Source organism: Extibacter sp. GGCC_0201 (assembly GCF_017566055.1).
Lineage (GTDB): Bacteria > Bacillota > Clostridia > Lachnospirales > Lachnospiraceae > Extibacter.
The window spans coordinates 12149-35122 of record NZ_JABFCH010000018.1 but is presented as its reverse complement, the minus strand read 5'-3'; the positions used below and the strand labels follow the sequence as shown (position 1 = coordinate 35122).

Annotated in this window: 27 protein-coding genes and 7 tRNA genes; 32 read left to right on the top strand and 2 right to left on the bottom strand. The window is 47.4% G+C overall.

The genetic code is table 11. The annotated features are described in order from the left end of the window. From HJV72_RS12585 to HJV72_RS12565, 5 genes are read left to right on the top strand one after another with little or no spacing between them, the layout of a single operon-like run. The gene (locus tag HJV72_RS12585; protein WP_208071410.1) at positions 1-474 is read left to right on the top strand and encodes a tripartite tricarboxylate transporter TctB family protein; all 474 of its coding nucleotides are present in this window, start codon (positions 1-3) and stop codon (positions 472-474) included. A 12-nt stretch (positions 475-486) separates the two neighbouring features. After that, a complete protein-coding gene (locus tag HJV72_RS12580) occupies positions 487-2010 on the top strand; it encodes a tripartite tricarboxylate transporter permease (RefSeq protein WP_208071409.1) in 1524 nt (507 codons plus the stop codon). A 1-nt stretch (position 2011) separates the two neighbouring features. After that, complete coding sequence (eda, locus tag HJV72_RS12575; protein ID WP_208071408.1) at positions 2012-2971, top strand: bifunctional 4-hydroxy-2-oxoglutarate aldolase/2-dehydro-3-deoxy-phosphogluconate aldolase; 960 nt, start codon at positions 2012-2014, stop codon at positions 2969-2971. An 11-nt stretch (positions 2972-2982) separates the two neighbouring features. Next, positions 2983-3990, top strand: a complete 1008-nt coding sequence (locus HJV72_RS12570) for a dihydroxyacetone kinase subunit DhaK (RefSeq protein ID WP_208071407.1) — start codon at positions 2983-2985, stop codon at positions 3988-3990. A gap of 9 nt (positions 3991-3999) precedes the next feature. Next, on the top strand, positions 4000-4620 hold the full coding sequence (locus HJV72_RS12565; protein WP_208071406.1) for a dihydroxyacetone kinase family protein: 621 nt from the start codon (positions 4000-4002) through the stop codon (positions 4618-4620). A 329-nt stretch (positions 4621-4949) separates the two neighbouring features. On the opposite strand, the gene HJV72_RS12560 is transcribed toward HJV72_RS12565, so the two are convergent. After that, positions 4950-5276 carry a sporulation initiation factor Spo0A C-terminal domain-containing protein gene (locus HJV72_RS12560; RefSeq protein WP_208071405.1) on the bottom strand — a complete coding sequence of 109 codons (327 nt, stop codon included), beginning with the start codon at positions 5274-5276 and terminating at the stop codon, positions 4950-4952. A gap of 243 nt (positions 5277-5519) precedes the next feature. On the opposite strand from HJV72_RS12560, the gene HJV72_RS12555 reads away from it, so the two are divergent. From HJV72_RS12555 to HJV72_RS12505, 11 genes are all read left to right on the top strand, one after another. Continuing rightward, a complete protein-coding gene (locus HJV72_RS12555; RefSeq protein ID WP_208071404.1) occupies positions 5520-5735 on the top strand; it encodes a hypothetical protein in 216 nt (71 codons plus the stop codon). Between the two features lie 192 nt (positions 5736-5927). After that, positions 5928-7100 (top strand): THUMP domain-containing class I SAM-dependent RNA methyltransferase, encoded by a 1173-nt coding sequence (locus tag HJV72_RS12550; protein WP_208071403.1) that lies wholly within the window; start codon positions 5928-5930, stop codon positions 7098-7100. Then, positions 7100-7720, top strand: a complete 621-nt coding sequence (gene rdgB / locus HJV72_RS12545) for an RdgB/HAM1 family non-canonical purine NTP pyrophosphatase (protein ID WP_208071402.1) — start codon at positions 7100-7102, stop codon at positions 7718-7720. Before HJV72_RS12550 ends, rdgB begins: the two co-directional genes overlap by 1 nt. 11 nt (positions 7721-7731) lie before the next feature. Continuing rightward, positions 7732-8211, top strand: a complete 480-nt coding sequence (locus HJV72_RS12540) for a metallophosphoesterase family protein (RefSeq protein ID WP_208071401.1) — start codon at positions 7732-7734, stop codon at positions 8209-8211. Between the two features lie 123 nt (positions 8212-8334). Next, a tRNA-Pro gene (locus HJV72_RS12535) sits at positions 8335-8409 on the top strand. 7 nt (positions 8410-8416) lie between these two features. After that, positions 8417-8487, top strand: a tRNA-Gly gene (locus HJV72_RS12530). Positions 8488-8551: 64 nt separating this feature from the next. Then, a tRNA-Arg gene (locus HJV72_RS12525) sits at positions 8552-8625 on the top strand. A gap of 67 nt (positions 8626-8692) precedes the next feature. After that, positions 8693-8766: transfer RNA gene (locus HJV72_RS12520), tRNA-His, on the top strand. A 9-nt stretch (positions 8767-8775) separates the two neighbouring features. Continuing rightward, positions 8776-8847, top strand: a tRNA-Gln gene (locus HJV72_RS12515). A gap of 9 nt (positions 8848-8856) precedes the next feature. After that, a tRNA-Lys gene (locus HJV72_RS12510) sits at positions 8857-8929 on the top strand. A gap of 70 nt (positions 8930-8999) precedes the next feature. Further along, positions 9000-9079: transfer RNA gene (locus HJV72_RS12505), tRNA-Leu, on the top strand. Positions 9080-9391: 312 nt separating this feature from the next. On the opposite strand, the gene HJV72_RS12500 is transcribed toward HJV72_RS12505, so the two are convergent. Beyond that, positions 9392-10003, bottom strand: coding sequence for a SprT-like domain-containing protein (locus tag HJV72_RS12500; protein WP_208071400.1), 612 nt, complete (start codon positions 10001-10003; stop codon positions 9392-9394). A gap of 171 nt (positions 10004-10174) precedes the next feature. Between HJV72_RS12500 and HJV72_RS12495 the strand changes: the two genes are divergently transcribed. From HJV72_RS12495 to rbr, 16 genes are all read left to right on the top strand, one after another. Further along, positions 10175-10681, top strand: a complete 507-nt coding sequence (locus HJV72_RS12495) for a hypothetical protein (protein ID WP_208071399.1) — start codon at positions 10175-10177, stop codon at positions 10679-10681. A 185-nt stretch (positions 10682-10866) separates the two neighbouring features. Next, positions 10867-11454 (top strand): TetR/AcrR family transcriptional regulator, encoded by a 588-nt coding sequence (locus HJV72_RS12490; RefSeq protein ID WP_208071398.1) that lies wholly within the window; start codon positions 10867-10869, stop codon positions 11452-11454. A 27-nt stretch (positions 11455-11481) separates the two neighbouring features. After that, positions 11482-12273, top strand: coding sequence for a class I SAM-dependent methyltransferase (locus tag HJV72_RS12485; RefSeq protein ID WP_208071396.1), 792 nt, complete (start codon positions 11482-11484; stop codon positions 12271-12273). A 442-nt stretch (positions 12274-12715) separates the two neighbouring features. After that, complete coding sequence (locus tag HJV72_RS12480; RefSeq protein ID WP_208071395.1) at positions 12716-13078, top strand: BlaI/MecI/CopY family transcriptional regulator; 363 nt, start codon at positions 12716-12718, stop codon at positions 13076-13078. A gap of 1 nt (position 13079) precedes the next feature. Next, complete coding sequence (locus HJV72_RS12475; protein ID WP_208071394.1) at positions 13080-14063, top strand: M56 family metallopeptidase; 984 nt, start codon at positions 13080-13082, stop codon at positions 14061-14063. Positions 14064-14076: 13 nt separating this feature from the next. Then, the gene (locus tag HJV72_RS12470) at positions 14077-14526 is read left to right on the top strand and encodes a hypothetical protein (protein ID WP_208071393.1); all 450 of its coding nucleotides are present in this window, start codon (positions 14077-14079) and stop codon (positions 14524-14526) included. 32 nt (positions 14527-14558) lie between these two features. Continuing rightward, positions 14559-15125 (top strand): ABC transporter permease, encoded by a 567-nt coding sequence (locus tag HJV72_RS12465; protein ID WP_208071392.1) that lies wholly within the window; start codon positions 14559-14561, stop codon positions 15123-15125. Between the two features lie 293 nt (positions 15126-15418). Continuing rightward, positions 15419-15739 carry an ATP-binding cassette domain-containing protein gene (locus HJV72_RS12460; protein WP_330618982.1) on the top strand — a complete coding sequence of 107 codons (321 nt, stop codon included), beginning with the start codon at positions 15419-15421 and terminating at the stop codon, positions 15737-15739. After that, the gene (locus tag HJV72_RS20175; RefSeq protein WP_330618980.1) at positions 15736-15876 is read left to right on the top strand and encodes a hypothetical protein; all 141 of its coding nucleotides are present in this window, start codon (positions 15736-15738) and stop codon (positions 15874-15876) included. Before HJV72_RS12460 ends, HJV72_RS20175 begins: the two co-directional genes overlap by 4 nt. Before the next feature lie 43 nt (positions 15877-15919). After that, positions 15920-16846 carry an ABC transporter ATP-binding protein gene (locus HJV72_RS12455; protein ID WP_208071391.1) on the top strand — a complete coding sequence of 309 codons (927 nt, stop codon included), beginning with the start codon at positions 15920-15922 and terminating at the stop codon, positions 16844-16846. After that, on the top strand, positions 16839-17627 hold the full coding sequence (locus tag HJV72_RS12450) for an ABC transporter permease (RefSeq protein ID WP_208071390.1): 789 nt from the start codon (positions 16839-16841) through the stop codon (positions 17625-17627). Before HJV72_RS12455 ends, HJV72_RS12450 begins: the two co-directional genes overlap by 8 nt. 34 nt (positions 17628-17661) lie before the next feature. Next, on the top strand, positions 17662-18423 hold the full coding sequence (locus HJV72_RS12445; protein WP_208071388.1) for a class I SAM-dependent methyltransferase: 762 nt from the start codon (positions 17662-17664) through the stop codon (positions 18421-18423). A 78-nt stretch (positions 18424-18501) separates the two neighbouring features. Further along, a complete protein-coding gene (locus HJV72_RS12440; protein WP_208071386.1) occupies positions 18502-18753 on the top strand; it encodes a hypothetical protein in 252 nt (83 codons plus the stop codon). Next, positions 18753-18914: a hypothetical protein gene (locus HJV72_RS12435; RefSeq protein WP_208071385.1), complete on the top strand. Its 162-nt coding sequence runs from the start codon at positions 18753-18755 to the stop codon at positions 18912-18914. The genes HJV72_RS12440 and HJV72_RS12435 overlap by 1 nt, the downstream gene beginning before the upstream one ends. Positions 18915-19236: 322 nt before the next feature. Next, the gene (locus HJV72_RS12430) at positions 19237-20568 is read left to right on the top strand and encodes a DNA-methyltransferase (protein WP_208071384.1); all 1332 of its coding nucleotides are present in this window, start codon (positions 19237-19239) and stop codon (positions 20566-20568) included. A gap of 171 nt (positions 20569-20739) precedes the next feature. Beyond that, the gene (gene rbr, locus HJV72_RS12425) at positions 20740-22899 is read left to right on the top strand and encodes a rubrerythrin (RefSeq protein WP_208071383.1); all 2160 of its coding nucleotides are present in this window, start codon (positions 20740-20742) and stop codon (positions 22897-22899) included. Positions 22900-22974: the final 75 nt, after the last annotated feature.

Genomic DNA, 22974 nt, shown 5'->3' with positions numbered 1-22974 from the left:
ATGCAAAAGAAATTAAAAGGTGATACTGTGCCGGGAATGATAACTATTTTCATCGGCATTTTTTTTCTGGTAAAGACCTTGGCAACAGATACTCTCTCTTTTGTCGCTACCACATCAGACGGTGTACCGGGAGCGGGATTTTTTCCCTGCATATTAAGCGGAGCGCTTATATGTTCCGGCATCATCCTAATGATCCGCGGTCTTAGGCAAAATGGAGAAAAACAATATGTAGCATTAGATGCTGAGATGAGAGGTAACATTAAGATATTGCTGCTGACAGTGGCGGGCTTGGCCGTATTCCTTGCATTCTGGTATCTGACGGATCTGTTTATTGTTGGAGTGCTGCTGTTTGCGGTATTTCTGAATAAACTATACGAGCGGAAATGGAAATATACGATCATGTATGCTGTTGTATTTACAGTGTTTATTTATCTGGTATTTATGGTGGCATTTTCCATTGGATTCACAGTCTAGGGGGGTGACGGTATGACAGCTAGCGTATGGATGGAAGGGCTGGGTCTGGTTTTGCAGCCGTCGGTACTGCTGTTTTTATGTGCGGGGGTATTGATAGGTACTGCGATTGGTGCTTTGCCTGGGCTTTCGGCGACGATGGGGATCGCTATTATGACACCGATTACTTTTTGGTTCGAGCCAGTGGATGGCTTTGCCATGTTAATGGGCTTGTGGAATGCAGCAATATTTGCCGGAGGGATCTCGGCCATCCTGGTCAATACTCCGGGCACGCCGGCCTCCATTACCCAGTCCTTTGACGGATATGCCCTATACCGTCAAGGCAAAGGCGGGCTTGCTTTAGGCGTGAACGTGATATTCTCATTTCTGGGAGGAATCATCAGTACGATCTGCCTTATATTATTTGCAGATCCTATTGCGAAATTTACCGTATCCTTCGGACCTGCAGAATATTTTATGCTGGCGCTGTTCGGAATCAGCATGATGATAGCGGTTGCAGGCAATGACCCGTTAAAAGGGCTGGTGCTCGGATTCGCAGGAATCTTGCTTTCCTGTGTTGGGCTGGACCCTATTCTGAGTATTCCGAGATTTACGTTTGGCTCTACAAATCTCTTGAAGGGGATTTCATTTATTCCGGTTATGGTGGGAATGTTTGGCATCGGAGAAGTGCTGTATCAGATTTTCCGCAGAAAACGCGAGAGCGAAAAAGCTGAGATGGAAGCCCGCAAGGTCAATTTGAAATTAGGGAGAATACTCCCGGATCGTAAAAAGATGTTAAGCCTGACGCCAAGATGTATCATAGTAAGTTTGTTTTCAACGGTTATCGGAGCGATTCCGGCAGCGGGCGGTGATATTGCATCAATAATCTGCTGGGGAAACAGTAAGAAGGTAAGTAAACATGCGGAAGAATATGGAAAAGGTTCGGTAGAAGGCCTTGCAGTCAGTTCCTCGGCTAATAACGGTGTGATTGGCGGTGCCATGACAACGATGATGACACTAGGGATTCCGGGAGATGCTGTTACGGCTATCTTGATTGGTTCGCTTACGATGTACGGAATGCAGCCGGGCATTAAAATGTTTACGGAAAATGCCGTATTCACTTCCCAGATTATGATACTGATGGTCTTGGCAAATATTGCGTTCTTGATATTTGGACTGCTTACGGCAAAAATATCTGCAAAAGTGCTGAATGTGGCACAGCCCACCGTTTGGGTGGCAGTTTCCATTTTGTGTGTGGTTGGCTCTTATGCATTAAATAACAGTTATTATGATGTATTGATTATGTTTGCGGCCGGGTTATTAGGGTTTCTTTTTAAGGTATTTGATTTTCCCACCGGTCCGTTCGTATTGGGGCTGCTGCTTGGCGGCATGCTGGAATCCAATTTAAGAAGGGCGTTGGTAATGTCTAAAGGAAGCTATGATATCTTTGTCACAAGACCGGTATCTTGTGTGCTGTTAATAGTAGTATTGCTTACATTCCTTGTTCCGGTAATAAAGGCAGTTATGAAGAACAAGACATCAAAAAGGAAAGAGGTATAATATGGAAGTGTTTCAGCTTATTGGAGAACTGGGAATCGTGCCTGTGGTGCAAATGCCGGCTAAAGAACTGGCAGGCCCGCTTGCCGGCACATTGATAAAAGCAGGGCTGCCTGTTATGGAAATCATGTTCAGAAATGGACATGCTGCGGAATCGATCCGTGCTGTAAAAAAAGAGTACCCTCAGATGTGCGTGGGAGCGGGTACCATCCTGACGATAGACCAGCTGGACAGCGCGATAGAGGCAGGGGCAGATTTTATCGTGACACCAGGATATAAGGAAGAAATCGTAAAAAGAGCCGGACAAATGGGGATGCCCATCCTTCCTGGATGTGTAACGCCGTCAGAAATCGAGAACGGCATGGGAGACGGCCTGTCTGTATTCAAATATTTTCCGGTGAAGGCTATGGGAGGTAGTGCGGCGCTTAGAGAATTGGAGGGCCCCTATCCAAACAGCAGATTCGTCGTCACGGGAGGACTGAAGATGTCTGAGCTGGAAGAGTATTTTTCGACGAAGAATGTGCTTGCCGCAGGAGGAGATTTTATTGCATCTTTTGATGAAATTGAACATGAAAGATGGGAACAGATTGAGGAAAACTGCGCGCAGGCAATCCAATTGTCCCTGGGATTCCAGCTTGCGCACGTAGGAATCAATTGCGGCGGCAGTGGGGACGGGGAAAAAACGGCTGCCAGAGTTGCTGATATCTTTGGACTGGCGCACCGTAAGGGTGCAAAATCCGATTTTGCAGGGAATGCTGTAGAATGCATGAAAGAAGATTTCCCCGGGAAAGCGGGTCATATTGCTATTGGTACATATTCTGTAGAACGGGCAGTTCGCTACTTGAAAAGCAAAGGGATCCATATAAGGGAACGATACCGGAATATCGCTGAAGACGGAACGATGATAGCGGCCTATCTGGAAGAGGAAGTAGAAAATTTTGCAATCCATGTGGTTCGCAGATAAGGAGCATGACAATGAAGAAAATAATAAATAAACCGGAAAATTATGTCAAAGAAATGCTGGAAGGTATCTATACGGCACATCCGGATCTTGTGAAGTATACGCAAGATGATGTGCATTGCCTGGTAAGCAGATATAAAAAGGAAGGGAAAGTGGGAATTGCGACAGGGGGAGGCTCTGGGCATCTGCCGCTGTTTCTCGGATATGTTGGAAAGGGGATGCTGGATGGCTGTTCGGTGGGAGATGTGTTCCAGTCTCCAAGTCCGGAACAGATGCTTGCCGTAACGAAGGAGATTGATTCTGGAGCGGGAGTCTTATATATCTATGGCAATTATAATGGGGATATATTTAACTTTGATATGGCTGCAGAGCAGGCGGATTTTGAAGAGGATATAAGGGTGGAAAGTGTCGTTGCCGGAGAAGATGTGGCATCGCCTGCACCTGAACCGGGCAGGAAGAACACACGGCGGGGAGTTGCCGGAATCGTATTTGTGTTCAAATGTGCAGGCGCAGCAGCAGAGGCTATGAAGAGCCTTGATGAAGTGAAAAGAATTGCAGAAAAGGCTGCTGCAAATGTACGGACGATGGGAGTGGCATTAACCCCTTGTGTCGTGCCGCGGGTGGGGAAGCCAGGTTTTGATATTGCGGAGGAAGAGATGGAAATCGGCATGGGCATCCATGGTGAGACGGGAATCCGACGTGGGAAGATAGAGACTGCAGATGAAATCACGGAAGAGATACTGGAAAAGATCTTGGAGGATCTACCTTATCAGCCGGGAGAGGAAGCAGCAGTGCTTGTAAATGGCCTGGGAGCCACTACGTTAGATGAACAGTACATTGTAACTGGTAAAATTCATGAAATATTAAAAGGACGCGGGATAAAAGTACACAGATACTATGTGGGGGAATATGCGACTTCCTTAGAAATGGCGGGCTTGTCTATTTCCCTTCTGAAGCTGGATGATGAACTGAAAGCGTATCTGGACGCGCCGGCCCACACTCCATTTTTTGTACAGGTATAGGTGGATGATATGGATATAGGAATCATAAAGAAATTTTTAGAGCAGGCAGATAGAATCATGACGGAAAACAAAGAGTATCTGATTGGACTGGACAGCATGGTAGGGGATGGAGACCTTGGGCTTACCATGAGCGACGGATTCAAGGCAGCATATGCGGCTGCAAAAAGCAGTGAGGAAAAGGATGTGGGAAAAGTGCTGTATCAGGCAGGAAAGGCCATGTCAACAGCGGTACCCTCAACGATGGGGACATTGATGGCTTCTGGGCTGATGCAGGCCGGGAAAGAGCTGAGGGGCAAAGAAATCATAGAGGATATGGATATCGCAGCGCTCTTTTGGGCATATGCGGATGGCGTCATGAAAAGAGGAGGGGCATGTGAGGGAGATAAGACGTTCCTTGATGGACTCCTTCCGGCAGCCAGATGCTTAGAGGAGGCGTTGAACCGGGGAGATGGCCTGAAGCAGGCGGCACAAAAAGCAGCGCTTATGGCAGAACAAGGATTTCAGAACACGACAACAATGGTTGCCGTACACGGGCGGGCCGCAACCAGAGGTGAAGCGTCAAGGACGCTGGAAGATCCTGGAGCAGCAGTCGCCATGTTGTTGATGAAAGCCTTTTCCATGTCTTTATAACCATAGAAGAGTGCCGGATGCTTTGATGAAAGGAAAAGCATTTGCCATATAATTCTAAGCATATATACATATGCCGGCACGGATATGGTGCTGGTGTGCAGGGAATTGCTGGTAAAAGTAAAAGACCGATGGGGGAGCCATCGGTCTTTTGAGGGGAGTATAAATAATTAATAAGGGGTTGTAGAAAGTATCCTTTCTACAAGAATAAGTATAATATAGGGGACATTAAAAAGCAAGTTAAAAATTAAAAAATTCTTAAAATAAAAGCTTTTTGTGAAAATTGCCAAAAATTGGCATTATAAATTTTATGAAGGAGCCCGCTTGGCGGGCTAACCTTCTTCGATTAAATAATTGTAGAGAATATCGATAAATTCTCCATTTGCCGGTTTCTGCCTAAGCTCATATCCTGAGATGGTTATCAGGAGCTTTCTATTTCCTTTGTACCAGCAGTTAGAAATGGCAGTACGGATACAGTGCTCTACATTATCCCTGGAGGTGCTGAAATGCTTGGCCATATCAACATAGAGAGTTTTGTAGACAGAGAGCAGATACTCATCATTTGATAAGCACAGCTGCAGCGCATACAGCAGGAAATGAAATCCTTTCAATGTAGACCGTATCCCGAGCCTTAACAAAAGAGCTCTCAATTTATCCATAATGCCTCCTACCGACCTTACAGCCTAATTGTATACAATAACTTGTCGATTGAAAAATAACAGAAACGAAAAGAATAAAAAAGATGAAATTCGACGATATTAGACAGTTTTGCTTTTTTAATAAAAAAAGATTGACAGAATTATGGAAATAGTTTCTATGTACATCTTACATAAAAGAATGGAATCAGGACATAATAATCTCGTAATCAAAAAAATTGATTAGAGTGATTAGGAGGAATTAACATGGCAAAGAACTATAATTCATCTAACAGCAATTCAAATGCATCAAACCAGAACGCTTCTAACCAGAATGTATCAAACCAGAATGCATCTAACCAGAATGCATCTAACCAGAACGCTTCTAACAGAAATGCATCAAACAAGAATGCATCAAACAAGAATGCATCAAATCAGAATTCTTCAAACAGAAACAGCAGCAACGAGAGCAACAACTACTAGATTGTAAGCGAAAGAAGAGCAGAAAAGGGACGTATCCACAGGGTACGTCCTTTTCTGTGGATAAGTGCTATGGGGACAGGGGAAAACGAATTGGGGACGGGGGTTTTTTAAAAAACCCCCGTCCCCAATTGACAAAACGTGCACACAGCAAGTAAGATAAGAGGATAAGATTAACAATATTGGAGAATTTTTATGGATAGAATTGAATTGATTGCCCCATGTCATTTTGGACTGGAGGCTGTGTTGAAGAGAGAGATACAGGATTTGGGTTATGAGATTGCGAGTGTGGAAGACGGAAGGGTGACTTTCTATGGAGACGCGCAGGCGGTGTGCCGTGGGAATGTCTTCCTGAGGACTGCGGAGCGAATCTTATGGAAGGTTGGCTCTTTTAAAGCATTTACTTTTGATGAACTGTTTGAAAAGACGAGGGCGCTGCCATGGGAGGAATTCATCCCTAAGGACGGCAAATTCTGGGTGGCGAAGGCAGCTTCTGTAAAGAGTAAGCTTTTCAGCCCTTCCGATATACAGTCTATCATGAAGAAGGCAATGGTAAAGCGGCTGCAGGAACATTATCATATGGAATGGTTCAAGGAGGACGGAGCATCTTATCCGGTACGTGTTTTTCTAATGAAGGATACTGTTACGATTGGAATAGACACCTCCGGCGTATCGCTGCACAAAAGGGGATACCGGGAAGTGTCCGGCAAGGCGCCAATCACGGAGACGCTGGCGGCGGCCCTTATCATGCTGACACCATGGAATAGAGAACGAATTCTTGTAGACCCGTTCTGCGGCAGTGGTACATTTCTCATAGAAGCGGCGATGATGGCAGCAGACATGGCACCGGGGATGAACCGTTCTTTTACAGCAGAGGGCTGGACAAACCTTATAACAAAAAAGCAGTGGTACGATGCGGCAGATGAGGCAGAAGGCCTTATACGGCGCGATATTGAGGTGGATATACAAGGGTACGATGCCGATGACAGCGTGATTAAGATCGCAAGGCAGAATGCGGCGGAAGCAGGAGTCGGGCAACTAATCCATTTTCAGCAAAGAGATGTGAAGGAATTGAGGCATCCGAAGAAATATGGTTTTATCATTACAAATCCTCCCTACGGGGAACGACTGGAAGAGAAAGAGAACCTGCCACAGCTCTACAGGACTTTCGGAGAGAGCTTCAAGGAACTTGATTCCTGGTCTGCGTACATGATAACTTCCTATGAAGAAGCAGAGCGGTACTTTGGAAGAAAAGCGGACAAGAACAGGAAGATATACAACGGGATGCTCAAGACATATTTTTATCAGTTCCTGGGCCCAAGGCCGCCCAAACGTCCCGGCAGTCGTGAAGAAAGGAAAGCAAGATAATGAAGAAAGTAATATTTGCAACCGGCAATGAACATAAGATGGTGGAAATCCGTATGATTCTGGAAGACCTCGGCATGGAAGTCCTGTCTCAGAGAGAGGCCGGTATTACCGCGGATATCGTGGAGGACGGAAGCACATTTGAAGAAAATGCTTTGATTAAGGCCACGAAGATAGCGGAGCTTGCCCATGGGATGGATATATACAAAGAGGCTGTGGTTCTTGCGGATGATTCAGGCCTTGAGATTGATTGCCTGAACAAAGAGCCCGGGATATATTCCGCCAGATATATGGGGGAAAATACATCCTATGATATCAAAAACCAGACGCTCCTCAACCGGCTTGACGGCGTGCCGGATGACGAACGTACCGCTAGATTCGTCTGTGCCATAGCGGCAGTATTTCCGGACGGGACGGCTGAAGTCGTGCGTGGTACGATGGAAGGAATGATTGGGCATGAGATTGTCGGTGAAAATGGGTTTGGCTATGACCCTATCTTCTTCCTGCCCCAGTTTGGCATGACAAGCGCGCAGCTGTCTCCGGAAAAAAAGAACGAGCTGAGCCACAGGGGAGAAGGCCTGCGCAAAATGCGTTCCGTCATTGAAAGTAAGATGTTAGGATAAGAGGAATTAGTATGAAAATATTAATTGTAAGCGATACACATAAATCTCATAAGAATCTGGAGACTGTGCTGGAACGGGAGGGCCGGATCGACATGCTTGTGCATCTGGGCGACGCAGAAGGAAAAGAGGATTATATAAAAGCGCTCGTAAGCTGCCCGTTCCATGTCATAAGTGGTAATAATGACTTCTTCTCCGATCTTCCAAGGGAAGAGGAATTCTTTATCGGTGGATACCACGTGTTCATCACGCACGGGCACTACTATTATGTCGGCATGTCGGAAGAGCGCCTGAAGGCAGAAGCGAGGGGGCGCGGTGCCGATATCGTGATGTATGGGCATACACACAGGCCGGCGCTTACCGTTGAGGATGATCTGGTGGTACTGAACCCCGGAAGTATCGCTTATCCAAGACAGGAGGGTAGAAAGCCAAGCTATGTCATCATGTGTACCGATGCCAGAGGAGATGCCGGTTTTGAGATAAAATTTGTCTAAAAATAGCTTTATAAAAAAATGGAAAAAATATGTTGACAAGCTGGTAGCCATCATATATAATAACTCTTGTGTCACGGCGATACAGCGGTATATAAGACTTCATGTGACAGAAAAAGAATATTTCGGGGTGTGGCTCAGCTTGGCTAGAGCGCCTGGTTTGGGACCAGGAGGTCGCAGGTTCAAATCCTGTCACCCCGATACTTATGCGGGTGTAGTTCAATGGTAGAACACTAGCCTTCCAAGCTAGATACGTGGGTTCGATTCCCATCACCCGCTTTCTTAAAGCCTTGATATCGCATACAGGGATTTAAGAGAAAGCAGTTCCAAAGAGCTGGTTTGTGAGTCTGTAGCTCAGCTGGATAGAGCAACGGCCTTCTAAGCCGTAGGTCGAGGGTTCGAATCCCCCCAGGCTCGTTAGAGCCACACAATTGAATAAGGTGGTACTTAGTTGGACACTATAGTTCAATAGGTAATATATATGGTGGGTATGGTGCAGTTGGTTAGCGCGCCAGATTGTGGTTCTGGATATCATGGGTTCGAGTCCCATTACCCACCTTTTTTTATTGGGCTATCGCCAAGCGGTAAGGCACAGGACTTTGACTCCTGCATTCGCTGGTTCGAATCCAGCTAGCCCAGGTTACGTATGGGCGTGTAGCTCAGGTGGTAGAGCACTTGACTTTTAATCAAGTTGTCCGGGGTTCGAATCCCCGCACGCTCACTGTAAAACGGTCCCATTTCCTGATAAGTATTCAGGAAATACGGTCCGTTTTCTATTTGAAATATAATATGCGGATGTGGCGGAACTGGCAGACGCGCTAGACTTAGGATCTAGTGGGAGACCGTGCAGGTTCGATTCCTGTCATCCGCATCAAATCAAAGGACAAACTTTGACAGAAAGATAGCTTCCCATTTCGGGAGGCTATTTTTCGTTTGTGCTCGGAAAACCCGCTATCTGTGGGCTTTCCGGGCTTTTTCTGTTTCCGGCGCTTTGCCGTGGCGGGCCGGATTTCCCGTCCGGCCTCCGGGTGGTGGCGCATGGCGGCCTTTTGCCTTGATTTCCGAACCCCCTTTTATATCGCAAAAAGCGCCGAGTTAGTCCCCGCCAAAAAGTGTGCCCGGTACTCTCGATTTCATTAAACAATCACGCGGGAACCTTCGTCACCGCGTAAAAGTATGACGCTCACTCCCGCTCGAAGGGTACGTCGCAATCCCCGCATACCACGTTGACCTCTTTCGTCGCCCGGATGATGGCCCCGCACTCCGGGCATACATATTTAATGCTGCGGTTCTTGGATTTCTTATCCTTCTCCTTGCCCGCGCCTCCTTCCGGGAGGCGGCTTGCGTCGATTGCCTCGCCGCCGAGGGTTTCCTTGACCCATGCCTCCGCCTCCGGTGCCAGCGTCGTGATCGTCCAGCCATATTTCTGGTGCTTTTCAATATGCAGGCCATGCGCTTCGGCGGTGGCCTTGAACTTCATATTGTGATAGTACCCATTGTTGCTGGTATCCTCCACCTCGTGGAGCAGGTTGTGAAGGTGGGCCATTTCGTGGAGCATGGTCGCGCAAACCTCCGTCATGGGCCGGTCAAGATACTCTGCGCATATGTTGATCTCGCGGTACATTTCCCGCTCGGTTTTCCATACCTCCTGCACGTTGCACCAGCCATAGGCTCCGCGCCCGCCGTCCGGGGATACGGTGATGGCCGGGCGGGCCAGCTCCCCGTCGTAAAAGTGCTGGTTGAATAGGTCGAACAGCTCCTCGGTTTTCTTTACGATTGCGGATATTTGCAGCATAATCGCGTCCTCCTTAAAGATATGTTTTATTTCTGTGAGTGACAGCTTACGCACCACGGGTGAAAAAGCAAGCTCTAAATTGCTTAAAACATATCTTTTTTTCGGAGTATCCGGGCAGCGAAAAGCCCCGCCGAAGCGGGGCTGGCTGCCTCATTCCGCGTCCCGGTTCGCTTGGTAGTAGTAGTCATAGCCCCGGCGCTCGTTGTCAAAGGTAAACTCGCAGATTTCGTTGTAGCAGTAACCGTCAAAGTTGAGGATGTATGTCTGGTAGTCGCAGGCAAATTGCTTGAAGGTTTCAGCCTTGCAGGGCGCGTCCGCCGCGCTTTCTTCGCTGTCCCAGCGGTGCAGCTCGGTTTTCTTATATTCCTCCAGCTCGTCGGTGTGGTGGTATCTGGTGAAGCATTCCGAGGTCTGATAGCTGGCGATTTTGCGGCGATAGCGCGTGACCGTCCGATACTAAGCAAAGTGGCATTTCTTTTTCCCGTCTATTACGGAATAGCTTGTGGAATACTCGGTGTGCGGCTTTTCAAAGTCCTCTCGCTCGATATAAAAGTCAATGCCCTTCTTCTCGCATTGCTGCCGGACATATCGGAGGAACTGCGCGAGGGTTACGTTGCTCCGCTGGATTTCAATGTGATAATTCGCCATGGTGTGGGCCTCCTTAAAGATTATGTTTGATTTCTGTGAGTCACAGCTTACGCACCACGGGTGGAAAAGCAAGCCTGTTTTCAAAAAAAGTTTATAAAATGAAGCTTCATTTTTTGACGACACATACACAAAAAAACGTTCACTTGACATATTTTCTTTTATGTGTAACAATAGTTATGTAACGAATGAAACATAACGATGGGGAGTGAACTTTTATGCCGCCAAAAGCGAAAATAACAAAGGACATGATTTTGAATACTGTTTTAGAGCTTACAAGGGAGACAGGTTTTGAGACTGTAAACGCAAGGAGTATTGCAGGTAAACTACAATGCTCTACTCGACCAATTTTCACATGCTATGAAAATATGGAAGAATTAAAAAATGAATTTCTTGCTTTTGCGTATGAATACTACGAGCAGTATGTTTCTCATTATCAAAAAATAGAAAATATAAGCCCCTATTTAATTCTTCCTCTTTCGTACATTGAATTTGCGGGGGAAGAACCGCACTTATTTAAGCTGTTGTTTATAAACGATATGGATTTGGAAATGACGGAGGCAAAAGATTTTTATAAAGAACCGGATAATGAACAAAAAGCGAAAATTTTTTCAGAAGCTGTTGGAATAGGATCAGAAAAGGCAAAAGTAATATTTTTAGATTTATTTCTTTATACTCACGGCATAGCGGTTTTGACAGCAACAAAGAAGTTAGCGCTGGACAGAAATCGTGCTGAAAAAATGTTGATGAATATACTGTCTGCTTTTATAAGGCAGGAAAACCCCGAATGGGATTTATCTATCTAAAACTAAGACAAATATAGGGAGTACAATATGAAAACAAACCAATACTTAATTGACTTTTACAATCATTATAACGAGGATAATCGGCTGGCGTTAAAGCATGGAACGGTTGAGTTCCTTACCACTATGCGTTACATTGAAAAGTACATAAGCCCCAGTGACCGCGTGCTGGAAATAGGCGCAGGAACCGGGCGTTATTCCCATGCGTTAGCTCGTCAAGGGTATGTTGTTGACGCTGTGGAGTTGGTAGAGCATAACATAGAAATTTTCAATCAAAATACGCAACCGGGTGAAAATGTTACGATTACCCAAGGCAACGCTATGGAGCTATCTTCTTTCCGGGAGAATACATATAACATTACGCTGTTATTAGGCCCACTGTACCACCTTTACAGCATAGAGGATAAACGACAAGCCCTGCGCGAAGCAATTCGCGTGACAAAACCGGGCGGCGTGATTTTTGCGGCCTATGTCATTTCTGATGGCTGTCTCCTTGATGAAGGTTTTAAGCGCGGTAATATTAGTGTCACTGAATACATAGAAAAAGGCTTAATTGATGCCCTAACATTTGCCGCAAAATCCGATCCAAAGGATTTATTTGAACTTGTTCGTAAAGAAAACATAGATGATTTAATGTCTGTATTTCCCGTCACTCGATTACATTATGTTGCGGCGGATGGTTGCGCCCTGTTTATGCGTGAAGCAGTAGACGCGATGGACAATGACACGTTTGAATTATATTTAAAATATCACTTTTCCACTTGTGAGCGTGAAGATTTATTGGGTGTTACAAGTCACGCGATTGACATATTCAAAAAATAATTTTAACGATACTGAAAGAGAGCGCCCACCAGATGGGGAAATGTGTGGTGGTAGTAACCCATTCAAATGAATTGGCGAAACAGGCGGACATGGTATTTCGGCTGAAAAAAGGCGAATTGAGTATGGAACAGAACAGAAGAAATTCGTAAATTTAACAAGGCAAGCCGTTAACTTACCGATGCGGGCCAGTTCACCTTGTGTGGATTGGCCCGTCGTAGTCTTTGGGGGAAGGTAGTCATATTATGCATATGTGGAAGTTTTTCCGCCCGAATGTATGGTATCTGTGACACAGTTTGCGGCGGCCTGCTCCGAAAGGATAGCAAGAAATATTGAAAGCCCGCTTCTGTATTCGTTTCGTTGGAAACAAGTGGAGATTGACAATTAGAATCTACTATGGTAGACTGTAATAAAATCTACACCGGTAGTCTAAGGAGGCTGTCTTATGGAAATTAAGCTACACGACGCGGAACTGAAAGTGATGGATGTGATCTGGAGTGAGGGAACGGTCAGCGCCAAACATATTTATGAGACTCTCAAAGAAAGATTCGGTTACAGCCGCAGCGCTACCTATACCCTAATTAAGCGGTGCATCGACAAGGGGGCCATTGAGCGCATTGAGCCGGGGTTCCTATGCGAGGCGCTGGTGAAAAAGGAACAAGCGCAGGAATTGGAGACCAGGGAGCTGATCAACAAGCTCTACGACGGCTCGGCCGACAAGCTGGTGGCCTCCATTTTGGGAAAGCGGGATTTGTCTCATGAGGAGATTGAACGCCTGCGAAAAATAGTAAAGGATTGGGAGGATTAGCATGACGGTATTTTCCATACAGCTGCGGGCCACCCTCCTGATCCTGCTCATTGTGGTGCTCCGTTCGCTGTTTCTCTACAAGCTGCCGAAAAAGGTTTTCCTGGGCCTGTGGGCGCTGGCGCTGCTCCGGCTGTTTATTCCCTATACCGGCAATCTGTCGCTGGGGTTTTCCATTCCGAGTATCGAGCAGATATGGTTGGCTTTGTTCCCAATCACCAACAGAACGCCCGGTGCTCAGACCATCGAGACGAAAAATGTCAGTGCGGTGTTCACAACCTATTCGGTGCCAACCTTTCTGATTTGGATTTGGTTTGCGGGCTGCCTGGCCCTGGCCGTCTGGTTCATCATCAGCCATCTTCGCGGCAAAAGGATTTTCCGCTTCGCCTATCCCGCTGAATCTGAGACTGTGACGCGTTGGATGAACGCGAACCGAATCCGGAGGAAGGTACGGGTTTTGGTCTGTCCGGAGCTGTCCTCCGCCTTGACCTACGGCGTGTTCCGACCCGTGATCCTGCTGCCTACAACGATGGATTGGAACGATACCGACAATCTTTCTTATGTCTTATCCCACGAGCTGGAGCACATCCGGCACTTCGATGTTTTGTGGAAATGGATTTCCGCCATCGCGCTCAGTCTCTCTTGGTATAATCCCATGGTCTGGGCCATGCACATCCTGCTGGGCCGGGACTTGGAGCTGCATTGCGACGAGTGCGTGTTGAAAAAACAGGGAATCACCAAAAAAAGCAAGACCGAATACGCGTTGGCGCTTCTCTCGCTGGCGGAGGAAAAAGGCACGACCTTTTCCATGCTCAGCCATTTCGGCAAGAGCGCCACTGAGGAACGTATTTTGTCCATCATGCACAGCCGGTACGCACCAGCCATGCTTATCGGGCTTGCGCTGCTGGGGATTGCTCTTCTGACCCTGCTTAGTTTTCTATCGTTCGTCATGGTAGACGTCGTGGCGTTTACACTTCCACTACGATAAAGGAGCTGAATGTATGTATCTACTGAAAAACGCCTTCAAGAACCTGGGCCGGAATAAGGGGCGCAATATCCTTGTAGGCCTGATTACCTTGGCGATTATTCTTGCCGTATCTGTTTCCATCGTCATCAATACCACGGTGGATTCGGTCACCAAGGACTACAAGTCGCGGTTCGGCGTGGAGGTGACCCTGTTTCTCGATACGGAGATCGCCGAACAGCACTCGGACATCCAGTATTCTACGGCACAGCAGCAGATGGAAATCGCCAAATCCGACCTGCTGCAAAAGACGGACTATGAAAGCACCCTCTCCGTGGCGCTTCAAGATTTGAAGGCGCTGGGAGACACAATGGACGGTGGCGCGGGTCTTTCCGGCGCGGACGACATATCGCCCAACGCGAGTGTGAAAGCGACCTCCACCCGAACATCGGCGAGGGCTTCGCAAACGGCAGCCGCTCGATTGTAGAGGGGCGGGCTTTCCAATAGCCAAACGAATGCATGATCAGCGAGGCGCTTGCAAATCTCAACGGCTTGTCCGTCGGTGACCAGATTACCGTCACAAACACAATGAAAGACGCGCTCATGCCTCATACCTTTATCGTCTGTGGGATTTATCGGGATAACCTTCCGGAGACAAGCACCGGTTTCAATATCCCACAGCTCAACCGGGGCGACGAGATTCTCACCGATCTGGACACCGCCTTGGGAATGGAAATGTACGAGGCTCGGGGTGTGCTGAACGCCACCTATTTTCTGAAAGACCCCGGTATGCTGGAGGCATTCCAGAAAGAAGCGGCGGAGAAGGGATTAGCCCCCTACTACCGCGCCACCACCGACGAGGCCGCCTATAACAAGATTGTCGGCCCTGTGGAGGGTATCTCCAAAATTGTAACCATTTTTCTGGTCGTGGTCTTGGTTTTCGGAGGGGTCATCCTGCTGTTTCTTTCGGTGATGGCCGTCCGGGAGCGCAAGTATGAAATCGGCGTGCTGCGAGCCATGGGGATGAAGCGCGGCAAGGTGATCGTGGGTATGGTCTGCGAATCCCTGATGATCGCCTTTCTTTGACTGACCATCGGCCTGGCGCTCTCCACCACGCTCTCCCAGCCCATTGCGGATACGCTGCTTCAGGATCAAATCCGCATTGCTGAGGAGCAGCAGCAGAACACCGGAACGATAGAGCTACTCCCCGGCGCGGAGGAAGAAAGCACGATTTCTAAGATTTCGGTGCGGCTTACCCCGCAGGCCATCGGGCAAATCGGCGGTTTGGCGCTGGTGTTGGTTTTGATTTCTTCCATGGCGGGGATTTTCTACATCACGAGATTCGAGCCAATGAAGATACTTTCGGAAAGGGGCTAACCATGAATATCTTATCGTTGCAAAACGTGACCTATCAATATGATGGCACGAAAAAATCCGTTTTGAAGGACATCCACACGGATTTTGAGACCGGCGGGCTCTACGGAATTATGGGCAAATCCGGAGCGGGCAAGAGCACGCTGCTCTCCCTGATTTCCGGTTTAGACCTGACAACCAGCGGCCTCGTATCCTATGGTGGCAAGGATATGCGGCAGCTTGACCGCGACCGGTACCGTGCCCGTGACATCGGCGTGATTTTTCAGGGGTACAACCTGCTCACGAACCCACCGGCAATCTGGACGGCGACACCGAGGAGAATATGATGGGTATTTTTCGGGATATTGCCCACGAGCAGGGCAAGTGCGTCATTATCGTCACCCATTCCGACAAGGTGGCCGCGCACTGTGATTTCGTACATTATCTGGAAAAAGGCAGGTTGAAGTCTGCCGATAGCCATTGAAAAAGCACCATTAGCGCCGTTACGATGAAGATAGGAGAATCCCATGAAAGCAGTCTTAACAGAACACCTTTCAAAAACATACAGCTCGGGTAAAAAAGCGGTGGATGATATAGGCATTGCCCTTGAACCGGGCGAGGTCTTCGGTTTTTTAGGCCCGAATGGCGCGGGAAAAACAACCACCGTCAAATTGCTCTGCGGTATGCTTGCGCCCACGCGGGGAAGCTGCCGGGTATTTGACATCGACTCTTCCCAAAATCCAGAGAAACTGCATCAGGTATCCGGGGTGGTCACGGAACACGCGCAGATGTACGACTATATGACAGGGCTTGAAAACCTGATTTTCTATGGAACTTTATTTGGTATGGACGCTGCTGAAAGCCAAAAGCGCGGGGCCGAGCTTTTGGAGCGGCTCGACCTTCTGGACGCTGGGAACCGAAAGCTGGCTGCCTACTCCACCGGTATGCGCCAGAGGCTCTCCCTTGCCCGCGCAATGATTCACCATCCCAAGATATTGTTCCTGGATGAGCCAACTTCCGGGCTTGATCCGGAAAGCGCGCAAAATGTGAACCGCTTAATTAGAGAACTTGCGGACGAGGGCGCGACCATTTTTCTATGCACGCACCAGCTGCGGTATGCGCAGGAGATCTGCACCACCTACGGGCTGATTGATGAAGGCGCCTTATTGGCGGCAGGCACCATTGAGGAACTCCGGGAGCTAATTTTCTCCGGTGTTCGGGTCATCGTGAAAGCGGATCGTTTTCCCAAAGGGCTGAACAGTCGGGCCGTCGGCAATGGGGTCTACGAAATCACGGTGGATTCAGAGGGAGAAATCCCGCTGCTCGTCAAACAAATTGTGGACTCCGGCGGTGATGTGTATCATGTTTCGGCTGAAAAGATGTCTTTAGAGGAGATTTACTTTTCTCTAATCGACCGGCGCAAAGTGGGAAAGGAGGATGAAAGGCATGAATAAAATGCAGCTTGTCCTTATGAAAAAGGATATTCGCGGCGTTACCTCCAATAAGCAGGTGTTCTCCGTGATGTTGATTGTTCCGCTGGCGCTGACCATCGTGCTGCCATCCATCTTTGTATTTGTCTTGACGCTGGTTCCGGATGCGGCCTCTGACCTTGATAAGCTGCTGGATATGCTGCCCCTCCAGCAATCGTCAGGGAGCGTGGAGCAAAGTGTCCTGTGGCTTCTGCTCAATAAAATCATGCCGGTCTTTTTTCTGATGATTCCCGTCATGTCGTCCTCTGTCATGGCGGCGAGCTCCTTTGTGGGAGAAAAGGAAAAGCGCACGCTGGAAACTTTGCTTTATTCGCCGCTCACCTTAAAACAAGTATTTGAGGCAAAAATACTGGCCGGCTTTTCAATTAGCATGATCGTCTCTTTCATTTCCTTCGCGGCGATGGTCGTCGTCATGGAAGCCGAGGCGCTGCTGCTCACCGGAAGCGCGCTTCCGCCCGACCCCAGCTGGCTGATTGTGATGCTGCTGATTGGGCCAGCCATCTCTTTGGTTGCGATTAGTATCACGGTTCGCGGCTCCGCAAAAGCGCAGACGATAGAAGAAGCGCAACAACGCGCCGTATTCCTGGTTTTTCCGATTATCGCCCTCATCATCGGGCAGTTTACAGGGTTAATCATGGTAAGCGCGTGGATTCTTTTGGCGCTGGGTTTCGTCTTGGCACTGTTGGCCGCGATTCTCATGAAAGGGTCTGTCAGAAAATTCACCTATGAATCGCTTTTGAAATGAGGATAGGGAAAAAACAAAAAAGGAGAAAATTAACATGGAAAACAAACAACCATCTGTAATGGATTTACTGATCGAAACACACGCGGGGCTGGAACGACAGGGGCCTGGCAGCCCTGAGATGACGCGCAAGGCATTGGGGTTTCTTGATCACTTGGATCAAATCTCACATGCGGCGGATTTAGGCTGTGGAAGCGGCGGGCAAACTATGGTGCTCGCACAGCATCTGACCGGAGCCATCATCGGCTTAGACCTGTTCCCCGACTTTATCCATGCACTGAATGAAAACGCGCAAAAGCAGAATATGGAGAAGCAGGTAAAGGGCGTTGTCGGTTCAATGGACGAGCTGCCCTTTGAGAAAGAGACGTTCGGTCTGATATGGTCGGAGGGCGCGATAGATAACATTGGCTTTGAAAAAGGGCTTACGCATTGGCATGGCTTTCTCCAAAAAAATGGCTATGTCGTCGTGTCATGTCCCTCGTGGCTAACAAAGGAACGGCCTGCCGTCATTGAAAAATTCTGGTCGGATGCCGGGAGCGGATTGGATTCGATTGAGCACAATGTGGAAGTCCTGCAAAAATGCGGCTATCAATTTATCGCTTCCTTTACGTTGCCGGAAACCTGCTGGACGGACAATTACTTTATTCCACGCGAAGCGGCGCTCAAAGGGCTTTTGAAAAAATATCCCGGAAATAAAACCGTAGAAGCGTTTGTCGCGGAAAACCGGGATGAGGTGGAGCAGTATGTAAAGTATAAGCAGTATTATGGATACGTCTTCTATATCGGTAAGAAAATATAGCGAAAGAGGGTTCTCATAGAAGGACAACGAGAGCGAAGTGCCCAATACTATGTCACCAACAGCAACCTAGTTATTATTTTGACAGAGATATCCGACCTCGTGCAGTACGAATTCAAGCGGCGCAAGGCGCAGAATCAGAAGGAATACCAGCGCAAATACACGGGATACTGTGAGCGGTTCGAGGCCGCCTGTAACCGGCTGGCGGACGGCTTCGATGAGAAGCTTTGGTATTCCACGGTGGACTCCGTGACGGTTTACGACGAGGGCTGTGGCTTGGAGGCGCAAAAGAAAAGCTCCGTCAGTACGCGGAGCAGCAGGGCTATACGGTAGTGGCGGAGGTTGCCGAGATTGGCGGCTGCCTTTCCCTCGACCGTCCCGGCATCCGGGAGCTGTCCGGCTTGGTCCACCGCCACGCCGTGGTAGAGATAGCATCTCAGCGAAAAATTGTAAAAGCGTTATTTCTATTAAACATATTTGAAATGGTAGGATGAGAAAGATTAGCTTCTTTAGCCAGTTGGTAGTCCGTCCATCCCCACTCCTCCATTAACTGTTTTATCCGCTTCTGTACGCCCATTCTATCACATACCATTCCTGTATCTATTTTACTTCCCCAAAGGGTGATATAATAGACTTGTCTAGTAGCCATCATATTTCCCAGGGTCTGCGTGATTCCGAGCCCAACAAACGGGCCATATGGAAGCAGATACCCCATGCCGGAGGATATAAAGGTAATCTCTTGATTATCAAAGGGGTACGGCTTTGTTGTGTGACGGGTAAGGCACTGATTTTTATAACATCTAACAGAACAAGCCATTGAAATACTATGCTAATAAAGAAAGTAGGCCGGAAACCAGAATAAGGCTATTTGATGTATTTGGATATAGTGATATAATTGATTCCATAGAAATGATCAATCAGCTGAAATCTAAGGAAAAACTGCTGCATGATTATGATGGAAGGGTATGGGTAATGAATAATATAATTAAGAAAGAAAAGTTTTTTGAGCTACTGGATGTACCTAACTACGAGACATTGAAGAACTTATCTAAGGAGACCGGGATTACGATAAGCAGGCTGCAATATTATAATGATAATATGATACTTCCTATGGGCGAAGATATGGACAAGCTCTGTGCATATACAGGGTATAGTAAGGAATTGATAGAAATAAAATTAGGATATATTTCACCGGAAGTACAATCCTGGATTATCAAACATGGAGAGGATATTTTAAAGGAAATAGCGGTACCTGATTTGAAGATACCTGAAGTCTCACCTGTTTTTAATACTTCGTTCGGTAAGCTGTTTCATGATGATTGTGTAAAAGTATTGGCCGGTTTACCGGATGAATCCGTGGATATGGTTTTTGCAGATCCACCTTTTAATCTGAATAAAGATTATGGGGACAGCATTGATGATGATATGACCAAATCCAAATATATCAATTGGTGTGAGGTCTGGATTAAAGAATGTGCCAGAGTGCTGAAGCCGGGCGGGGCATTTTACATATATAACCTGCCGTATTGGAATACATTTCTTTCTAACATCTTAAATAAATATATGAACTTTAGACATTGGATAGCAGTATCTATGAAAGGTCTCATTCCGGTACAAGGCAAATTGCAGCCGGAACACTATGGTCTGCTCTATTATATAAAGGGGGAAAGGCCTAAGGTCTTTAATAAGCAGAGGATTCCTCTGGTCACCTGCAGACATTGTGGAGGGGAGATAAGAGATTATGGTGGGAAAAAGAGCAGTTTGAACCCGGAAGGAATATCTATCTCAGATATATTTATGGATATCAATCCTGTCAGACATAAAAAATATAAAAACAGATCCGCAAATGAGCTGCCATTACGGCTGCTACATCGATTGATTTCTTTATCTACAGATGCCGGTGATATAGTACTGGATCCTTTTGGGGGTGCAGGCACAACCTATGTGGCGGCAGAGTTTCTGGAAAGAAATTGGATTGGTATGGAGATTGGAGATACAGATATCATTATGGAACGGTTAGAAAAGAGTGAGAGGGACAGGGAGCTTCTATTAAAGATAGAAAAGGAGTCGAATATATTATTTACTGAGGAACAGGTGAGATTAAGACAGAAGAATAGTTTCTGGACCTATGAAAAGTTAAGAGATTAGGAGTCTTATAAGGGCCGCAATTGCCTGATTATCAGGTGGTTGCGGCTCATTGTCTGTCCATGCAGAAGAAGATGATTACATCCGCTGAATTATTAATTTAGTACTTGCATATGTTGGAAAAATATGCTATATTAATAACAGTTACTAATATTGATATAGAGAGGTGAAGAGATGAAGCACAATTTTGCAGACATCAGGATTCCTATCGAACCTGATAATCCTGCAGTGAGAAGAGAGGAAAGCCTGTGTATCAAATGCGGGCAGTGCAGGCAGGTGTGCGAACGGGATATTGCCGTGGGCCGGCTGTATGATCTGAAAAGTACAAATGATATGGCTATATGCGTACATTGCGGGCAGTGCGCGAATGTCTGTCCGGTGGATTCCATAAAGGAAGTGTACGAATACAAAGAAGTCAGGCAGGCAATAGAAGATCCTGATAAAATAGTCATTTTCAGTACATCTCCTTCGGTACGTGTCGGTCTTGGGGAAGAATTTGAATATCCGGCAGGCAGTTTCGTGGAAGGCAAGATGGTGGCAGCACTTAGAAGCCTGGGCGCGGACTACGTGCTGGACACCAATTTCGCTGCAGATTTGACGATTATGGAGGAAGCATCAGAACTTGTAGAAAGGGTGACAAAGAAGACAAAGCCGCTGCCTCAGTTTACGAGCTGTTGTCCGGCCTGGGTAAAATTTGCGGAGACATTTTATCCTGAGATCCTTCCGCATATATCCAGCGCCAAAAGCCCGATTGGAATGCAGGGACCTACCATCAAGACATATTTTGCTCGGAAGAATAACCTGGACCCTTCTAAGATTGTCAATGTGGCAGTGACGCCTTGTACCGCCAAGAAGTTCGAGATACGAAGAGGTGAGATGAACATATCATCTGTCAGCAATGGGGCGGAAGAGATGCGTGACATGGATTATGTCATCACTACGAGAGAGCTTGCAAGATGGCTGCGAGAAGAAGGCAGGGACTTGAGAGACATGCCGGAATCTCCATACGATTCACTTATGGGTGCCGCATCAGGAGCCGGAGTTATATTCGGCAATACGGGCGGAGTTATGGAAGCTGCGGCAAGAACTGCCTATTATCTTATTACCGGTGTGAATCCACCAAAGGATTATCTGAATCTGATACCTGTACGCGGCATGGACGGAATCCGGGAGGCGGAAGTCGTCATCGGAGATGTCCCGCTCCGGCTGGCAGTTATCCATGGCTTGGAGTATGCAAGGCAATTCATAACAAGGATGGCTGACGGTGGGAAGAATTATGACTTTGTCGAGGTCATGACGTGTCCCGGCGGCTGTATCGGCGGCGGAGGGCAGCCAAAGACGGAAGTGCCCATGACGGATGACATCAGGCAGGCACGGATCCGTGCGTTGTATGACAAAGACGCATCCATGGCAGTGAGGTACAGCCATGAGAATCCAGATATCAAGAGAGTGTATGAAGAGCATTACATAAAACCGTTGAGCGATGTGGCGGAGGAACTTCTGCATACCCGCTATAACGACAGAAGCAAAGATCTTGGGGCGGCAGGCATGCAGGAGAAGCCGCTGACGCCTTCTCCCTGGGAAAGCGCAGGAGAAGAACGTAATAAGCAAGAACAGCATAATGATAGAAACAAGATGAAGAATAGTGAAATGAATGAAAAGGAGATAAAGATCATGGCAAAATTCAAATGTACAGTATGTGGTTATATTCACGAGGGAGACAATCCACCAGAAGCATGTCCAATCTGCAAGGTAGGTCCAGACAAATTTATAAAGCTGGAAGAAGAAAAGACAGGCGGGAGTAAATATGCGGGAACTAAGACAGAGAAGAACCTGATGGAGGCATTTGCCGGAGAGTCACAGGCTAGAAATAAATATTCCTTCTTTGCAGAGATAGCAAGGCAGGAAGGGATGGAGCAGACGGCGGCTATCTTCACTGAGACAGCCGAACAGGAAAGGCAGCATGCCAAGATGTGGTTCAGCGAGTTCCATGGATTAGGGGACACGGCAGAAAACCTTCAGACTGCCGCGGACGGCGAGAACGAAGAGTGGTCCGACATGTACAAACGCATGGCAAGAGAAGCGAGAGAAGAAGGCTTTGAAGAACTTGCCGTGAAATTTGACAACGTAGCAAAAGTAGAGGCATCCCATGAGAAGCGCTATCTGAAGATTCTGGACACATTGAAGGCGGAGAAGACATTCAAAGGCGATGCGCCGCTTGGCTGGAAATGCCGCCAGTGCGGTTTCATCTACGAAGGAGAAGAAGCACCGGAGAGATGTCCGGCATGTGGATATTCCAGGGCATATTTTGAGAGAAAAGTGGAAAATTATTAAAACATCGAACGAAATGGGGACGGAGGTTTTTTAAAAAACCTCCGTCCCCATTTCGTTTTGCCGTGTCCCTTTTTG

Coding starts and splice junctions, on each gene's coding strand:
- HJV72_RS12585 (WP_208071410.1), top strand. CDS start 1: ATGCAAAAGAAATTAAAAGGTGATACTGTGCCGGGAATGATAACTATT.
- HJV72_RS12580 (WP_208071409.1), top strand. CDS start 487: ATGACAGCTAGCGTATGGATGGAAGGGCTGGGTCTGGTTTTGCAGCCG.
- eda (WP_208071408.1), top strand. CDS start 2,012: ATGGAAGTGTTTCAGCTTATTGGAGAACTGGGAATCGTGCCTGTGGTG.
- HJV72_RS12570 (WP_208071407.1), top strand. CDS start 2,983: ATGAAGAAAATAATAAATAAACCGGAAAATTATGTCAAAGAAATGCTG.
- HJV72_RS12565 (WP_208071406.1), top strand. CDS start 4,000: ATGGATATAGGAATCATAAAGAAATTTTTAGAGCAGGCAGATAGAATC.
- HJV72_RS12560 (WP_208071405.1), bottom strand. CDS start 5,276: ATGGATAAATTGAGAGCTCTTTTGTTAAGGCTCGGGATACGGTCTACA.
- HJV72_RS12555 (WP_208071404.1), top strand. CDS start 5,520: ATGGCAAAGAACTATAATTCATCTAACAGCAATTCAAATGCATCAAAC.
- HJV72_RS12550 (WP_208071403.1), top strand. CDS start 5,928: ATGGATAGAATTGAATTGATTGCCCCATGTCATTTTGGACTGGAGGCT.
- rdgB (WP_208071402.1), top strand. CDS start 7,100: ATGAAGAAAGTAATATTTGCAACCGGCAATGAACATAAGATGGTGGAA.
- HJV72_RS12540 (WP_208071401.1), top strand. CDS start 7,732: ATGAAAATATTAATTGTAAGCGATACACATAAATCTCATAAGAATCTG.
- HJV72_RS12500 (WP_208071400.1), bottom strand. CDS start 10,003: ATGCTGCAAATATCCGCAATCGTAAAGAAAACCGAGGAGCTGTTCGAC.
- HJV72_RS12490 (WP_208071398.1), top strand. CDS start 10,867: ATGCCGCCAAAAGCGAAAATAACAAAGGACATGATTTTGAATACTGTT.
- HJV72_RS12485 (WP_208071396.1), top strand. CDS start 11,482: ATGAAAACAAACCAATACTTAATTGACTTTTACAATCATTATAACGAG.
- HJV72_RS12480 (WP_208071395.1), top strand. CDS start 12,716: ATGGAAATTAAGCTACACGACGCGGAACTGAAAGTGATGGATGTGATC.
- HJV72_RS12475 (WP_208071394.1), top strand. CDS start 13,080: ATGACGGTATTTTCCATACAGCTGCGGGCCACCCTCCTGATCCTGCTC.
- HJV72_RS12470 (WP_208071393.1), top strand. CDS start 14,077: ATGTATCTACTGAAAAACGCCTTCAAGAACCTGGGCCGGAATAAGGGG.
- HJV72_RS12465 (WP_208071392.1), top strand. CDS start 14,559: ATGATCAGCGAGGCGCTTGCAAATCTCAACGGCTTGTCCGTCGGTGAC.
- HJV72_RS12460 (WP_330618982.1), top strand. CDS start 15,419: ATGAATATCTTATCGTTGCAAAACGTGACCTATCAATATGATGGCACG.
- HJV72_RS20175 (WP_330618980.1), top strand. CDS start 15,736: ATGATGGGTATTTTTCGGGATATTGCCCACGAGCAGGGCAAGTGCGTC.
- HJV72_RS12455 (WP_208071391.1), top strand. CDS start 15,920: ATGAAAGCAGTCTTAACAGAACACCTTTCAAAAACATACAGCTCGGGT.
- HJV72_RS12450 (WP_208071390.1), top strand. CDS start 16,839: ATGAATAAAATGCAGCTTGTCCTTATGAAAAAGGATATTCGCGGCGTT.
- HJV72_RS12445 (WP_208071388.1), top strand. CDS start 17,662: ATGGAAAACAAACAACCATCTGTAATGGATTTACTGATCGAAACACAC.
- rbr (WP_208071383.1), top strand. CDS start 20,740: ATGAAGCACAATTTTGCAGACATCAGGATTCCTATCGAACCTGATAAT.